Origin of the sequence: Aequorivita capsosiphonis DSM 23843 (assembly GCF_000429125.1) — a bacterium.
GTDB lineage: Bacteria > Bacteroidota > Bacteroidia > Flavobacteriales > Flavobacteriaceae > Aequorivita > Aequorivita capsosiphonis.
Map to the genome: position 1 here is coordinate 40909 of NZ_AUBG01000017.1, position 14077 is coordinate 54985.

At 37.1% G+C, this 14077-nt stretch carries 16 protein-coding genes; 9 read left to right on the forward strand and 7 right to left on the reverse strand.

Going from position 1 to position 14077, the window contains the following annotated elements; translation table 11 throughout:
- Positions 1-5 precede the first annotated feature (5 nt).
- The 3 genes from msrB (G440_RS0114745) to G440_RS0114755 are packed head-to-tail and all read right to left on the reverse strand — an operon-like array spanning position 6 to position 1411.
- Positions 6-410, reverse strand: coding sequence for a peptide-methionine (R)-S-oxide reductase MsrB (gene msrB / locus G440_RS0114745; RefSeq protein ID WP_026452018.1), 405 nt, complete (start codon positions 408-410; stop codon positions 6-8).
- Positions 394-891 carry a peptide-methionine (R)-S-oxide reductase MsrB gene (gene msrB, locus G440_RS0114750; RefSeq protein ID WP_026452019.1) on the reverse strand — a complete coding sequence of 166 codons (498 nt, stop codon included), beginning with the start codon at positions 889-891 and terminating at the stop codon, positions 394-396. The genes msrB (G440_RS0114745) and msrB (G440_RS0114750) overlap by 17 nt, the downstream gene beginning before the upstream one ends.
- A 1-nt stretch (position 892) precedes the next feature.
- Entirely contained in the window at positions 893-1411 is a 519-nt protein-coding gene (locus G440_RS0114755) for a hypothetical protein (RefSeq protein WP_026452020.1), read from the reverse strand.
- 222 nt (positions 1412-1633) lie between these two features.
- Between G440_RS0114755 and G440_RS0114760 the strand changes: the two genes are divergently transcribed.
- From G440_RS0114760 to G440_RS0114770, 3 genes are all read left to right on the forward strand, one after another.
- Complete coding sequence (locus G440_RS0114760) at positions 1634-2452, forward strand: M48 family metallopeptidase (protein WP_026452021.1); 819 nt, start codon at positions 1634-1636, stop codon at positions 2450-2452.
- A gap of 99 nt (positions 2453-2551) precedes the next feature.
- Positions 2552-3871 (forward strand): MFS transporter, encoded by a 1320-nt coding sequence (locus G440_RS0114765; protein WP_026452022.1) that lies wholly within the window; start codon positions 2552-2554, stop codon positions 3869-3871.
- 49 nt (positions 3872-3920) lie between these two features.
- On the forward strand, positions 3921-5309 hold the full coding sequence (locus G440_RS0114770) for a DUF6252 domain-containing protein (protein ID WP_026452023.1): 1389 nt from the start codon (positions 3921-3923) through the stop codon (positions 5307-5309).
- A gap of 75 nt (positions 5310-5384) precedes the next feature.
- On the opposite strand, the gene G440_RS0114775 is transcribed toward G440_RS0114770, so the two are convergent.
- Together G440_RS0114775 and G440_RS0114780 are read right to left on the reverse strand one after the other, a co-directional pair.
- Positions 5385-5807: a GIN domain-containing protein gene (locus G440_RS0114775; protein WP_084426829.1), complete on the reverse strand. Its 423-nt coding sequence runs from the start codon at positions 5805-5807 to the stop codon at positions 5385-5387.
- Entirely contained in the window at positions 5804-6112 is a 309-nt protein-coding gene (locus G440_RS0114780) for a GIN domain-containing protein (protein ID WP_026452025.1), read from the reverse strand. The genes G440_RS0114775 and G440_RS0114780 overlap by 4 nt, the downstream gene beginning before the upstream one ends.
- A gap of 234 nt (positions 6113-6346) precedes the next feature.
- Between G440_RS0114780 and lon the strand changes: the two genes are divergently transcribed.
- The 4 genes from lon to mscL all read left to right on the forward strand — a co-directional run bounded on the left by lon (position 6347) and on the right by mscL (position 11246).
- A complete protein-coding gene (lon, locus tag G440_RS0114785; protein WP_026452026.1) occupies positions 6347-8797 on the forward strand; it encodes an endopeptidase La in 2451 nt (816 codons plus the stop codon).
- 205 nt (positions 8798-9002) lie between these two features.
- Positions 9003-10022: a type IX secretion system protein PorQ gene (gene porQ / locus G440_RS0114790; RefSeq protein ID WP_026452027.1), complete on the forward strand. Its 1020-nt coding sequence runs from the start codon at positions 9003-9005 to the stop codon at positions 10020-10022.
- Positions 10023-10051: 29 nt separating this feature from the next.
- Positions 10052-10747, forward strand: coding sequence for a (d)CMP kinase (cmk, locus tag G440_RS0114795; protein ID WP_026452028.1), 696 nt, complete (start codon positions 10052-10054; stop codon positions 10745-10747).
- Between the two features lie 70 nt (positions 10748-10817).
- On the forward strand, positions 10818-11246 hold the full coding sequence (gene mscL, locus G440_RS0114800; RefSeq protein WP_026452029.1) for a large-conductance mechanosensitive channel protein MscL: 429 nt from the start codon (positions 10818-10820) through the stop codon (positions 11244-11246).
- On the opposite strand, the gene G440_RS0114805 is transcribed toward mscL, so the two are convergent.
- Positions 11243-11617: a hypothetical protein gene (locus G440_RS0114805; protein WP_026452030.1), complete on the reverse strand. Its 375-nt coding sequence runs from the start codon at positions 11615-11617 to the stop codon at positions 11243-11245. The two genes, mscL and G440_RS0114805, sit on opposite strands and share 4 nt — an antisense overlap.
- A gap of 43 nt (positions 11618-11660) precedes the next feature.
- Positions 11661-12080: a helix-turn-helix domain-containing protein gene (locus G440_RS0114810; protein WP_026452031.1), complete on the reverse strand. Its 420-nt coding sequence runs from the start codon at positions 12078-12080 to the stop codon at positions 11661-11663.
- Positions 12081-12383: 303 nt separating this feature from the next.
- On the opposite strand from G440_RS0114810, the gene G440_RS20050 reads away from it, so the two are divergent.
- The gene (locus G440_RS20050) at positions 12384-13544 is read left to right on the forward strand and encodes a M14 family zinc carboxypeptidase (protein WP_034259645.1); all 1161 of its coding nucleotides are present in this window, start codon (positions 12384-12386) and stop codon (positions 13542-13544) included.
- A gap of 36 nt (positions 13545-13580) precedes the next feature.
- On the forward strand, positions 13581-14060 hold the full coding sequence (locus G440_RS0114820; protein ID WP_026452032.1) for an Lrp/AsnC family transcriptional regulator: 480 nt from the start codon (positions 13581-13583) through the stop codon (positions 14058-14060).
- Positions 14061-14077: the final 17 nt, after the last annotated feature.

Here is a 14077-nt window from a genome sequence, read left to right on the forward strand (position 1 = left end):
AGATGTTATTTCTTTTTAAAATCCAAGGAAAGCGAATTGATACAATAACGCTGTCCAGTTTCAGAGGGACCATCTTCAAAAACGTGCCCAAGATGGCTTCCACAGTTGGCACAGAGGGTTTCGGTGCGGATCATTCCGTGGGTTTTATCGGTCACAAATTCTATCGCCCCTTCAATAGCATCATCAAATGAGGGCCAGCCGCAGCTACTCTCAAATTTATTGTCGCTTTTAAACAGTGGGGTATGGCAAGCGCCACAAACATAAGTGCCTTTTTCGAAGGCGAGATTGTATTGGCCAGTTCGTGGGTACTCCGTTCCTTTTTCTCGGAGAATATGGTAGCGTTTCTCGCCTAACTCCTCGCGCCATTCCGCTTCTGATTTATTTATTGGATACTTATTCTGATTTTCCATTTTTCGGTATAAAATTTAATGCAGCACCATTAATACAATGCCTTTTTCCTGTTGTTTCTCTTGGGCCATCATTAAAAACATGCCCTAAATGGCCGCCGCAGGAAGAACAATGTTCCTCTGTTCGGCTATAACCAAGCTTTCTGTCTTTTGAAAAACTTACATTGCCCTTAACTTCTCTGTCAAAGCTAGGCCAGCCTGTTCCGCTGTCAAATTTATGATTGCTTTCAAATACCGGAGTGCCACATGCAGCGCAAACATAAGTTCCTGCTTCGTGATTGTTGTTTAACTCACTTGAAAATGCGCGTTCAGTATCTTCGTGGCGAAGCACATTATATGCCAAAGGAGATAGCTGGGCTTTCCACTCGGCATCTGTCTTAGAAATTTTAAAGCTTTCCTGTCTTTCCAATTTGCTTTTCTGTGCAGGGATATTGCAACTGAAAAGCAAACTGCTAAAAATAATAATGGCACTTATAAACTTCATATTAAAGCTCTATTTTTTCTATCTGGTTACCATTTGTACGCATCACTTCTAAAATATCTTCCATAGAAGGGTTTGATTTTGCGTATTCGGCAGGAATTATTGCTACACGAAATGTCTGATTGTTGAGAAAATCTGAACCACTGGTAGTAGTGTCAAAATTTCCATCAACTTGAATTTCTGCATCAAAGAGGGTATGATTAAAAATATACTGAAGAATATCTCCATTAGAGAAGAAGAAATTTTGAGGCAGTGGTGACCATGAGTCAAATGTTCCGCCATTAACGTCTACTTGTTTTTCTAACCGATATACTAAAACAACATCAGATTCAAAAACCTCAATAGGAAAGCCAATGACAGCTGTAGGAAGCCCAGTTTGTGAATCTACTTGAAAATTAACGGTACTTTCAAAAACCTGTGCAAATAATAAACCTCCATCTTGTCCCGGAGGTCCTGGGTCACCTTCACAAGAAGTAAATAGAATGGTAGAGGAGAGCGCCAAAAAAAGTAGGATATTTTTCATAATAAATATTTTATAAGTTAATAAGTGTTTTATAATTTACAAAAGTCGTTCCAAGAATTTTATAAGGTATAAATTTAAAGTCTTCTTCTGTAGCGCTATATTAAAGAAACACTAAAGTTTAAATTTTTGGTATCTTTTTTGGTCCTTCAAACTTTAGTATAATTTTATTATTGGGATAAACATTATATATCTAATTTTAACATTTAACAAAACCAATTACAAATGAAAATCAAAAAATCGTTATTAATATTACTATTAGGAGCAGTGGTTGTTGCTTGTAGCACCAATCCATTCACGGGAAAACAAACCTTAGCCCTGGTTCCGAATTCAGAGATTTTACCAATGGCATTTCAGCAGTACAGCGAATTTTTGTCGGAAAATAAGGTCGTGAAAAACACCTCTCAAGCCCAAATGGTAAAAAATGTAGGTCAAAAAATAGCAAGTGCTGCGGAAAGATATCTTTCAGCCAATGGTTACGCAGGTTACTTAAAGGACTATCGTTGGGAATACAATCTAGTTGATAGTAAGGAAGTAAATGCTTGGTGTATGCCCGGCGGAAAGATTGTGGTTTATACAGGTATTTTACCTATAACAAAAGATGAAGCCGGATTGGCTGCAGTGATGGGCCATGAAGTTGCTCACGCTTTGGCAAATCACGGGCAACAACGTATGAGTGCTGGCCAATTACAACAATTGGGAGCAGTTGCTGGAAATATTGCGTTGGCGGGAGATGCTCAAAATCAACAGATTTTCAACACCGCCTACGGTTTGGGAAGTAATTTGGGAGTCATGCTTCCTTTTAGTAGAAGCCACGAGACCGAAGCCGATCATATTGGTTTAATTTTAATGGCAATTGCCGGTTATGAGCCAGCTGCCGCGGCCGAGTTATGGCAACGGATGCAGGCGCAGGAACAAGGTGCACCGCCAGAATTTCTAAGTACGCACCCTGCGAGCAGCACAAGAATTCAAAATATCAAAGCTTGGGTTCCAGAAGCAAAGGCTGAGGCAAGAAAGTTTGGAGTTACCACTTTTAAGAGATAGGAAGTATTGGGTGACATTTTTTTAAATGAATTTTTTAGAATCCCGCTTAACGCGGGATTTTTTTATTAGTTTAGTGTCCTTTAAAATACCAATTATACTATGCCGAATCTATTAAAAGGAAGTAAAAAACTGCTCAATGCGTGGGTTTTTTATGATTGGGCTAATTCGGTTTATAGCCTTGTAATCGCCTCGGCTATTTTTCCTATTTATTATCAAGCACTTTTTAAAGCGACAGACGTAACAACCGTTTCCGTGTTTGGTGGAGCCATCCGAAGCACACCTTTGATAAGTTATACTACTGCCGCAGCATTTCTTTTGGTTGCATTTATTTCGCCATTGCTTTCTGGGATCGCGGATTATGTAGGGAACAAGAAAAATTTTATGAAGTTCTTTTGCTATCTCGGCGCTTTGTCTTGTATGGGGCTTTATTTTTTTAGCCTGGAGCATATTTATATTAGTCTTCTATTTTATTTTTTCGGGTTGGTCGGGTTTTGGGGAAGTCTGGTCTTTTATAACTCCTATCTACCGGATGTTGCTTTTCCCGAGCAGCAGGACAGAGTGAGCGCCCGCGGTTATGCCTTGGGATATTTAGGTAGTGTGTTTTTGCTGCTTTTTAATTTAGCAATGGTAATGCTGCCGGAATATTTTGGTTTTGGGGAAGGTGGCGCTGCTAGCATGTTAGCCATGAAATGGAGCTTCGTTAGTGTTGGAATCTGGTGGATATTGTTTAGTCAATATTCATTTTATTTTCTTCCGAAGGGGAACAAAACTGGAAAAAAAGTAACAACCAAAATACTGCTTAATGGATTTCGCGAATTAAAAGGAGTTTACAATTCCCTTTCTGAAAACATCCAGCTTAAAAGATACTTAGTCGCGTTTTTTGTTTATAGTATGGCCGTGCAAACCGTGATGTTAGTGGCAACCTATTTTGGTGAACAAGAAATAAACTGGGGCGATGATGAGTCAAAAACAATGGGTTTGATTGTGAGTATCTTGATTATTCAATTGGTGGCTGTGGGAGGGGCGATGCTAACCTCGCGTGCCTCTGGGAAATTTGGAAACATTCCCGTCCTTATTGTTATCAATTTAATATGGGTGTGTATTTGTATTGTCGCGTTTTTTATTCAAGAACCTATTCATTTTTATATTACGGCTGGAATTGTGGGATTGGTAATGGGTGGCATACAGGCCTTGTCACGCTCTACCTATTCAAAATTTTTACCAGAAACCAAAGACACAACCTCTTATTTCAGCTTTTATGATGTGGCTGAAAAAATAGGAATCGTAATAGGAATGCTGATTTATGGGTTTATTGACCAAATTACTGGCAGCATGCGTAACTCCATTTTGTTCCTAGTTCTGTTTTTTATAACCGGAGTACTTTTGCTATTAAGAGTGCCAAGAAATAAAAACAATTAAACAATTTTTGTTTAAGTTTGCGTTTATTACCTACCAAACGAACTTATCTATGAAGAAAATGTATCTTATAAAAGGAATGCTTTTGGTATTTCTGGCATTTCAATTTATTGCCTGTGAAAACGAACCTCTCACTGGTGAATTCCCTCAAGACGACCAAAATGACGCCGATGAAGGCCAGTTTAGAGCCCAAGTTGATGGACAGGAATTTATTGCAGTTACCGCTACTGCGATTCTTAACTCTGACAATGAACTTGTTATTACGGGTGAAAAATCCGGCGGGGAAAGTATAACCTTGGGTGTTACAAATGCCGCTGTTGGTAGTTTCAATTTAGCAACAAGTCAAATCAATGAAAATGCCGGAGCTTATTTTGACGGTTCCACAAATGTAGTCCCTTATGTAACTGCGGAAGCATTTGGAGGCTTGGGACAATTGAAAATCACGGAACTGGATACAGCCGAACAAACCGTTACGGGAACTTTTAGTTTTAGAGGCGTACGATTAAAAATAGATGCCGATGGAAACCCAGTTCTTGATGGAAGTGGTAATCCGGTTATGGAAGAAGTAGAAATAACTAGCGGTGCCTTTAATGCTATTGCATACCAACTTGATGATACAGGCGGAGGCACTGGAAATTCCAATGATGAATTTTTCGCCAAAGTAGATGGAGTAGATTTTATTGCTGAGAGTATTTCAGTTACTGAACCTGTTGTAGGTGAGGTACATATGATAAAAGTAGAAGCTGTATCTAACACTGGCGAATTGTTGCGTATTGACGTGCCACGTTCTTTAGGTGAAGGTACTTTTGATATGGTGCGAATTTCCGACGGAACAAAGTTAATTGCTGTTTACAATGCTGGATCTGGAACTGAAAACCTTACTTCTAACCCGGGAACTATAACAATTTCTGAATTTGATCTTGAACTTGGCGTTCTGAAAGCTACGTTTAACTTTACTGGAACCGATCCTTTAAATCAATTACCAGATGTTGTGGAAGTAACAGAAGGAAGCTTTACTGCAAATTTTGAAGGTATTCCAGGTGGAAATAACACGTTTAGCGCCAATGTTAATAGCGTTACATATAATCCAGATGATATTAGTGTAACTATTTCCAATGTTAATCAATATCCAAGACTTACTATTTCAACAACCAAGGGAGATCAAAACTTGGAAATTAGTTTTCCACTGACTGTTACAGAAGATACTTTCGATATGGAAACTGAGGTGGTTGATGGTGACGAGATTGTTGGATTGTATACTCCAGTAGTGGGAACTTCAATAACCTATGTGTCCAATCCTGGTAGTTTGGTAATCACTAATTACAATATGGAAGATGGAATTATTGAAGGAACCTTTAATTTTACGGGTGTAGATACTACAGGGCAAGATCCAACGACTTATCAGATAACAGGTGGAACTTTTCTAGTTGTTCTTCCGTAAACAAAACAAGGATTAAATTAAAAAGCCGTTCTAAAATTCATTTAGAACGGCTTTTTAATTTACGGTAACATGTATTTAGATTGATTTCACTTTTCCCGAACCATAAATCTTTACATTGTTTTTTGATGGATTCCCTCCGTACAGGATGACCCCTGAACCTCTTATTTTCCCGGTTAAACTATTGCTCACAAATATTGATGTGCGCCCGGAACCAGAAATGTTGACTTCAGCTTGTTCTGCAATTAATTCCTTTCCTTTAAACTTGCTGCTTCCACTGGTGTTAGCGATAACGTTTTGTGCTGTCCCGGATACTTTAATTTTTCCAGAACCATTCAATTGCACATTTAATAAATCGGCTTTAACAGAAACTTCTATTTCTCCCGAACCTTTTGAAGTCAATGCAATGGAATTGTTTACCAGCAAATCTTTCCCTTCAACATTACCAGAACCTCTTAAGAAAATTTCAGCGATAGCTTCAAACGGAACCGATATCTTTATTTTTTTAGTGTTTCGGAGTGACGTGTTATTTTTGAGATTGTAAGTCTATTGCCATCGGATTCCACCACGATTCTATCTTGAACATTATCTTCCGCAGTTACTTTAATAATCCCTTCATTTCCCTTTTCGAGAGATACTTCCATAGAACCTGAAACATCAATAACGTCATAGGCTTTTGTGTTTACCGTTCTTGTAATTATATTTCCGCTGCCTACAATGCTGGTAGAGTTATTTTTTTGAGCGCTCAAGAGAGCGCTTGCAAAAATAAAAAGCAAGGTTAAGGGAGCTTTGATTAATATGTTCATAGTCTAGTTATTAATGATTAATGTTTGTCCTTTCCTATAAAGACTATGTTTAATATGAAATGTTACAGGTAGGGCTTAAAGAACTAATTATAACTGGCACAAAACTTGAAATATATAGAAAAAGAGCCTGCAAAACATTTGATAGTCAGTGTTCTTTCACAAAACAAATAAAAACATTTTAATAATAAGACATTGGGTGTTCAATAGTTGTGACACAATGTCCTAAACCAATATATGGCGAATTCAAAACTTACATCATTAGACAAGTTGTCATTTCAGGATTTAAATGAGGATGCAGAATTTATCCCATTGATGTCTGCAGAAGACGAAGATGCAATGCATAAAGAGGAGTTACCAGAAATACTTCCCATTTTACCATTGCGTAACACCGTTTTATTTCCGGGAGTTGTTATTCCTATTACTGCTGGACGGGACAAATCCATAAAACTTATCAATGAAACAAATAAAGGGAATAAAATAATAGGTGTTGTCTCTCAAAAGGATGAAGATGAAGAAGAACCAGGAATAGCTGATATCAATACAGTTGGTACCGTGGCTCAAATTCTTCGTGTTCTAAAAATGCCTGATGGGAATACCACTGTGATTATTCAAGGGAAGAAACGCTTTGAGCTGACTGAAGTTTTGACAACTTCGCCTTATATGACGGCTACTATTAGAGAGGTTGCTGAAGCTCGTCCGGAGAAGGAAAGCGAGGAATTTAATGCTATTATCGAATCCATAAAAGAAATGGCGCTTCAGATAATTAAACAAAGTCCAAACATTCCATCGGAAGCTGCCTTTGCAATCAAAAATATTGAAAGCCCTAGTTTTCTTATAAACTTCGTTTCTTCAAACCTGAATGTTCCGGTTGAAGAGAAACAAACCCTACTGGAAATCAACAATCTAAAAGATCGTGCCCTAGAAACCCTCCGTTATATGAATATGGAGATCCAAAAGCTTTCTTTGCGCAATGACATTCAGTCTAAGGTTCAAAGCGATATCAACCAACAGCAGCGTGAGTATTTTCTTCAGCAACAAATGAAGACTATTCAAGAGGAGCTTGGTGGATCTTCTACGGAAGAAGAAATTGAAGATTTACGAATGCGCTCCAAAACTAAAAAATGGAGTGAGGATGTAGAAAAGCACTTTTTAAAAGAACTTTCCAAATTGCAACGAATGAACCCGCAGGTTGCTGAATTCAGTATTCAACGGAATTATCTCGATTTACTTTTGGATCTTCCTTGGAATAAATACAGCAAGGATAAATTCGATTTAAACCGGGCTAGAAAGATTTTAGATCGCGATCATTATGGACTTGATGACGTTAAAAAACGTATTATTGAATACTTGGCGGTTCTAAAACTGAGAAACGATATGAAATCTCCAATTCTTTGCCTTTACGGTCCTCCTGGAGTTGGAAAAACATCTTTGGGGAAATCTGTGGCTGAAGCTTTGGGAAGAAAATATGTACGGATGAGTCTGGGTGGACTTCGCGACGAAGCTGAGATTCGTGGCCATAGAAAAACCTATATTGGTGCTATGCCCGGACGGATTATTCAGAGTATTAAAAAAGCGGAAACCAGTAACCCTGTTTTTGTTTTGGACGAAATTGATAAAATTTCTGCAAGCAATCAGGGAGATCCTTCTTCTGCGATGTTAGAAGTGCTTGATCCAGAGCAGAACAATTCGTTTTACGATAACTTTTTGGAGCTTGGTTACGACCTTTCAAAAGTTATGTTTATCGCCACATCCAATAGTTTAAGCACCATTCAGCCTGCGTTGCGGGATAGGATGGAAATTATAAATGTTACCGGATATACCATTGAGGAAAAAGTAGAGATTGCAAAACGTCACTTGCTTCCAAAACAACTCAAGGAACACGGTATGGATAAAAATACCCTTAAAATAGCCAAGCCGCAGTTGGAAAAAATTGTTGTAGGCTACACCCGTGAAAGTGGAGTGCGAGGCTTGGAAAAACAAATTGCAAAAATGGTGCGTTATGCCGCCATGAAACTTGCGATGGAAGAAGAATACCAAGTAAAAGTTTCTAACGAAATTATTGTTGAAGTTTTGGGCGTTCCTAAATTGGAACGTGATAAATATGAAAACAATGATGTTGCAGGAGTAGTTACCGGACTTGCTTGGACGCAGGTAGGTGGTGATATCCTATTTATTGAATCTGCACTTTCTAAGGGAAAAGGAACCTTGAATATGACTGGAAATCTTGGAAAGGTGATGAAAGAGTCCGCAACAATCGCGATGGAATACATAAAATCCAACGCAGAGAAATTGGGCATCAAACCAGATATTTTTGACCAATATAACGTTCACATTCACGTGCCAGAAGGAGCTACGCCTAAGGACGGTCCAAGTGCAGGAATCACGATGCTTACCTCATTAGTTTCTCTTTTCACACAAAGAAAAGTGAAGAAATCCATTGCGATGACTGGCGAAATTACACTTCGGGGAAAAGTACTTCCCGTTGGTGGAATCAAGGAGAAGATTCTTGCGGCCAAACGTGCACAAATTAAGGAAATCTTACTCTGTGAGGATAATAGGAGCGATATAGAGGAAATAAAACCTGAGTATTTAAAAGGCTTGACCTTCCATTATGTAAAAGAAATGAGTGACGTGTTGGATTTGGCACTCACGAAAGAAAAGGTGAAAAACGCAAAGAAGCTTTAAGTTTATATATTTTAGAAATGATTAATGTGCGATTGCTCTTGCGCATTAATCATTTCTCATTGCTATTATAAATTATGTTTATCACCTAAATATACATTATGAGGTTTCTAAGGTGATTTAAAAATTAATCTTAGATGTTTCTTTCCTTTGCAAAAATAAATTATACTTGCATTCGTTTAGACTTTAGTTACGGTAACTCGCCTCTATGACCCAAAAGGTTTTCTTAGTTGTTTCATTATTAATTTCCCAGCTTTTAGTGGCTCAGGTAGGAGGTAGATCGACCTATCAATTTCTTAATCTGGTAAACAGCCCTAGAATGGCCGCATTGGGTGGAAAGGTTGTTACCAATTATGATTACGATCCAACCCAGGCACTTTTTAACCCAGCGAGTATAAATCCAGAAATGGACAACCAACTTTCGCTTAACTACACAAACTATATAGGCGATGTAAACTACGGAACAGCAAGCTACGCCTATCTTTGGGATAGAAGAACACAAGTGCTTCATACAGGTGTTACCTATGTTAATTACGGAAAATTTGATGGTTATGATGAAACAGGAAACCCAACTAGTAGTTTTAGCGGAGGTGAAGTAGCCCTATCATTTGGGCATGCCCGAAATATTGCTTTTACTAATTTTCATGTTGGCGTGAATGTAAAATTTATTTCTTCAACACTAGAGCAATACTCATCTTTTGGTGGCGCGATAGATATTGGTGTTATGTATGTTTATGAAGATTGGGATCTACAAATCACTGGAGTCGCTCGTAACATTGGAACACAGTTTACTCCGTATCACATTGAATATGAACCGTTGCCATTTGAAGTTATCTTCGGAATTTCACAAACACTTGAAAACATTCCTATCCGCTGGCATTTTACCTTGGAAAATATGCAACAATGGAATATAGGCTTTTCAAATCCTGCACGGGAAGAAATCGATTTAGAAGGAAACATTACTAAGGAAAAAGTTGGTTTTGTTAACAATGCTTTTCGGCACATGATCGCTGGTATTGAGCTTTTTCCAGAGAGCGGCTTTAACATTCGCTTGGGTTATAATTTTAGAAGAGGAGAAGAGTTGCGAATTGTTGAAAAGCGTACTTTTGCAGGGATAAGCGCAGGTTTTGCGATAAAACTTAACAAATTAAGATTGAGCTATTCTTACTCAAAATACAGTAGTGCTGCAGCTTCCAGCTTTTTTGGATTAAATATTGATCTGCAGTAAAAACCCCTCATTTTTTTTGGACAATACTTATGAAAAAAATTACAATTGCAATTGATGGATATTCTTCTACGGGCAAAAGTACCGTCGCCAAGCAGATTGCAGATTATTTAGGTTACGTTTATGTTGACACTGGCGCTATGTACCGTGCCGTGGCACTTTATGCGATGCAACACAATATCATTTCCAAAACACACTTTGATAAGGAAAAACTAATTGAATCGCTTAAATCGATCGATTTGAAGTTTAAAAAGGAAGCTGCCTGGAATAAAGCACATATTTTTTTAAATGGAAAGAACGTTGAAAATGAAATCCGAAATCTTGAAGTTTCAGAATTTGTAAGTCCGATTGCTACTATTCACGAAGTAAGAGTAAAATTGGTTGCCCAACAACAGGAAATGGGACTAGAAAAAGCTGTTGCCATGGATGGAAGAGATATTGGCACAGTTGTCTTTCCAAAGGCTGAATTGAAAATATTTATGAATGCTTCTGCAGAAAAACGTGCGGAAAGAAGATACAAGGAATTACTGGAAAGAGGTGATAAAGTAGCTTATGATGATGTGCTTAAAAACATTCAGGAACGCGACTATATGGATACCAATCGAGAAGACTCCCCCTTACGCAAAGCTGTTGACGCCATTGAAATTGACAATTCTAACATGAATCTGGAAGATCAATTTCACATGGTGCTACAATTAGCAAAAGATCGCATTGCAGGTCGGGTCTAAAATTATGCAGTAAATTTTGGTTTATCTTAAATTGTTTTTATAATTGACTTTTCTTAAATACCCTAAAACAATGAGCTTTTTTCAAGAGTTTAAAAATTTCGCCATAAAAGGCAATATGATCGATATGGCGGTGGGAATCGTTATTGGTACTGCCTTTAATAATGTTATTAGCACGATTGTAAAAAAGGTTGTGATGCCACCATTATCACTGCTCACAGATGGTGTAAACCTTTCTAATAAAAAATATATACTTCGTCACGCATCCGATTCTGCAGAGGAGGTGGCGGTAGGTTATGGGGAATTAATGGAAGCCTTAATTGATTTTTTTATTATTGCCTTTACGATTTTCGTTGTTATAAGGACCATCAACCACTTTAAAAAGAGATCAGATGATCCGAAGGACGAAACGGTGGAAACCCCTAAAAACATTCAACTTCTATCCAATATTGAAAAATTGATGGAGGAGCAAAATACGCTGTTAAAAAAGAAGCGAGATTAAGGCTTCACTCTTTTAGCTGTTGCCTTGCTGGATTTGACTTTTCCAACTTCGCTAAACTCGAAAGTATAATGATCTTTGCTTGTAGTAAGGATTTTGATTAGGATAGCCTTCCTTTCAGCCTGATTCTTAGGGTTGATCTTTGTTAAAACATATTCGCAGTCATTAACCCACCTGATGGAAGAGGAGTCGGTCTTTCCTTGATAGAAGTCCACTTCAATGGAATCATTGCGGGTAATCGTTGTTTTAAATACTTCCGTCCCAGAAAGCGCCTCAAATTCGAAGGTTCCCGTCTTAAAATCTGAGCAGTTACGCTCCTTTTCATAACAACTACTTAAAAAAAGCAAACTAAACAAGAGTATAAAAAAACGCATTTCTAGAATTTTATGCGAATTTCCGAAAAATTACTGAGATGGATCAATTTTCGTATATATTAAAACTGCCATCCTTGTAAAAAATAACGATTTTAGCTACTTCCTTAGAACTTTGATTGTTTTCTGTATTTCTTTTCTTTCCTTCCTTACTTTCTTCCGAAAATAAATTTAAGGCTTTCCCTGCACTCGAGTTTGATTTTTGATTGGAAGCTGGAGTTACAGGTTTTATTTCTGAAGTAGCAGGGAAGTTTCCTTTTCCAAAAAGCAGCCAATTCATTTCCACTTCCGGAAATTTTTCAAGAAGTTTTATCACAAATTCCAAACTCGGTTTATTTCTTCCGGACAATAAATGTGAAATAGTGGAGCGGTTAAAATCAATCTCCTCCGCAAAAGCCGTGGCCGTTAATTGATAATATTCAAGGATTTTCTCCAGTCGTTTTACAAAACTAGCGCTGTTTACCATTGTAACATTTAATTAGATAAGATAACGGTTACAAATGTAAAATATTATTCAATATCATATATAATAGAAGCTATATATTTCTATTTAATATAGATTAAAGCTTTAGGTAAGTTGTTGCAAAACACTAGTTTTTAATAAATTGATTCATATTAAATAGAAGAGTGATAAAAATTTATTGATTCCTTGTTCAATTTACGTTTGATGGACTTCATTTGTTTACCATTGTAATCAAGAGAGTGCAATATTGTTGTTTACAATTGTAAACTATCCTTTGTTTAACTTTGTAAACTTGGAAATTTAAGTATGAAAATAGACACTTGGTATCACGATAATTTTGAGGATAAATTAAGCGGTAGGTTTATAAACCTAGAACATATTTCACCATTATTGGAGGATTATAAAACAGCCTACGAAATTTCGATAGCTGGTTATTCTGAAAATGGTCTTCCCCTTTCTTTGGTTAAAATTGGTAAAGGAAATAAAGTGGTTTTGGGCTGGTCGCAAATGCACGGAAACGAATCAACCACAACAAAGGCGGTTTTTGATTTTTTAAAGTTTTTGAATCAGAAAGATTTTTTTCAAAATGAAATCGAAACTTTTCTATCCAACTACACCTTATATCTAATACCGATTTTGAATCCTGATGGCGCGAAATCCTATACACGCGAAAACGCCAACGAAATTGATCTTAACCGCGATGCGAAAAACTTATCCCAAAGTGAAAGTCGTTGTCTGCGGAAAGTTTTCGACGATTTAAAACCACAACTTTGTTTAAACCTACACGACCAACGTTCCATTTATGGTTTTGCAGATGGTAAACCATCAACGGTTTCGTTTTTATCTCCGTCAGCAGATACGGAAAGATCCATAACCCATGCTAGACTTATTGCCATGCAGCTCATAAACAAAATGAATGGTACCCTGCAAAATTATATTCCCAATCAAGTGGGAAGATATGATGATAGCTTTAACTCTAATTGTGTTGGCGATACTTTTCAAGAATTGGGTGTTCCAACAATTTTGTTTGAAGCCGGGCATTATCAGCAGGATTATCAAAGGGAGAAAACAAGGGAATTTATTTTTTATTCATTGCTTTCCTTGTTTGATATTAGCGCTGCGGAAAATGATGGTGAAAATTATAAGAAGTACCTGGATATTCCTGAAAACAGAAAAAATTATAATGACTTTATCTTGCGAAATGTTACTTCGGAAGCAAATCTGGAACCTGTATCCATTGCAATTCAATATGTAGAAGTGTTAAAGAAAGGCAAAATTGAGTTTGAGGCTGTCATTGATGAAATAGGGGAGCTCAGGGATAAATTCGGATATATTGAAAAAGAAATGTACGGCGCTGAAATTTTAACAAATTCTCAGAATAATTTAACAATTGGAGCGAAAATTTCAAAAATATTTGGTAAATCGACCAATTCGTTAATCTTTTCCGCAAATAAACTTCTACTTTAGTTTAAAAGTACTTAATTTTGCAAAAAATATAAAAACATGCCTAAATTTAAATTAGATGAGACAGATCATAAGATACTTGATCTTTTGATTGACAATACCCGAACCCCATTTACGGATATTGCAAAAAAACTAGAAATCTCTGCAGGAACGGTGCACGTTCGCGTAAAAAAAATGGAAGAAGCTGGAATTATTACAGGCTCTTCCTTACAGGTTGACTACAAAAAGCTTGGTCACTCTTTTATTGCTTATGTTGGGATTTTTATCTTTAAAACTTCACAGACGCAGTTTGTGCTGGAGCGAATAAGTCATATTCCATTCGTTACAGTGGCTCACGTAACTACTGGAAAGTTTAATATCTTTTGTAAAATCAGAGCAAGAGATACAGCGCACGCTAAGGAAATTATCTATGAGATAGATGATATAGAAGGTGTGAGCCGTACGGAAACTATGATTTCAATGGAAGAAAGCATTAACGACAAAAAGAGGTTGCTACATTCTATATTTAAGGAGATCTAAAATTTCTTATAATATTA

Bases quoted from the DNA above. Each gene is read 5' to 3' on its own strand.
- msrB (WP_026452018.1), bottom strand. From the start codon at position 410: ATGGAAAATCAGAATAAGTATCCAATAAATAAATCAGAAGCGGAATGG.
- msrB (WP_026452019.1), bottom strand. From the start codon at position 891: ATGAAGTTTATAAGTGCCATTATTATTTTTAGCAGTTTGCTTTTCAGT.
- G440_RS0114755 (WP_026452020.1), bottom strand. From the start codon at position 1,411: ATGAAAAATATCCTACTTTTTTTGGCGCTCTCCTCTACCATTCTATTT.
- G440_RS0114760 (WP_026452021.1), top strand. From the start codon at position 1,634: ATGAAAATCAAAAAATCGTTATTAATATTACTATTAGGAGCAGTGGTT.
- G440_RS0114765 (WP_026452022.1), top strand. From the start codon at position 2,552: ATGCCGAATCTATTAAAAGGAAGTAAAAAACTGCTCAATGCGTGGGTT.
- G440_RS0114770 (WP_026452023.1), top strand. From the start codon at position 3,921: ATGAAGAAAATGTATCTTATAAAAGGAATGCTTTTGGTATTTCTGGCA.
- G440_RS0114780 (WP_026452025.1), bottom strand. From the start codon at position 6,112: ATGAACATATTAATCAAAGCTCCCTTAACCTTGCTTTTTATTTTTGCA.
- lon (WP_026452026.1), top strand. From the start codon at position 6,347: ATGGCGAATTCAAAACTTACATCATTAGACAAGTTGTCATTTCAGGAT.
- porQ (WP_026452027.1), top strand. From the start codon at position 9,003: ATGACCCAAAAGGTTTTCTTAGTTGTTTCATTATTAATTTCCCAGCTT.
- cmk (WP_026452028.1), top strand. From the start codon at position 10,052: ATGAAAAAAATTACAATTGCAATTGATGGATATTCTTCTACGGGCAAA.
- mscL (WP_026452029.1), top strand. From the start codon at position 10,818: ATGAGCTTTTTTCAAGAGTTTAAAAATTTCGCCATAAAAGGCAATATG.
- G440_RS0114805 (WP_026452030.1), bottom strand. From the start codon at position 11,617: ATGCGTTTTTTTATACTCTTGTTTAGTTTGCTTTTTTTAAGTAGTTGT.
- G440_RS0114810 (WP_026452031.1), bottom strand. From the start codon at position 12,080: ATGGTAAACAGCGCTAGTTTTGTAAAACGACTGGAGAAAATCCTTGAA.
- G440_RS20050 (WP_034259645.1), top strand. From the start codon at position 12,384: ATGAAAATAGACACTTGGTATCACGATAATTTTGAGGATAAATTAAGC.
- G440_RS0114820 (WP_026452032.1), top strand. From the start codon at position 13,581: ATGCCTAAATTTAAATTAGATGAGACAGATCATAAGATACTTGATCTT.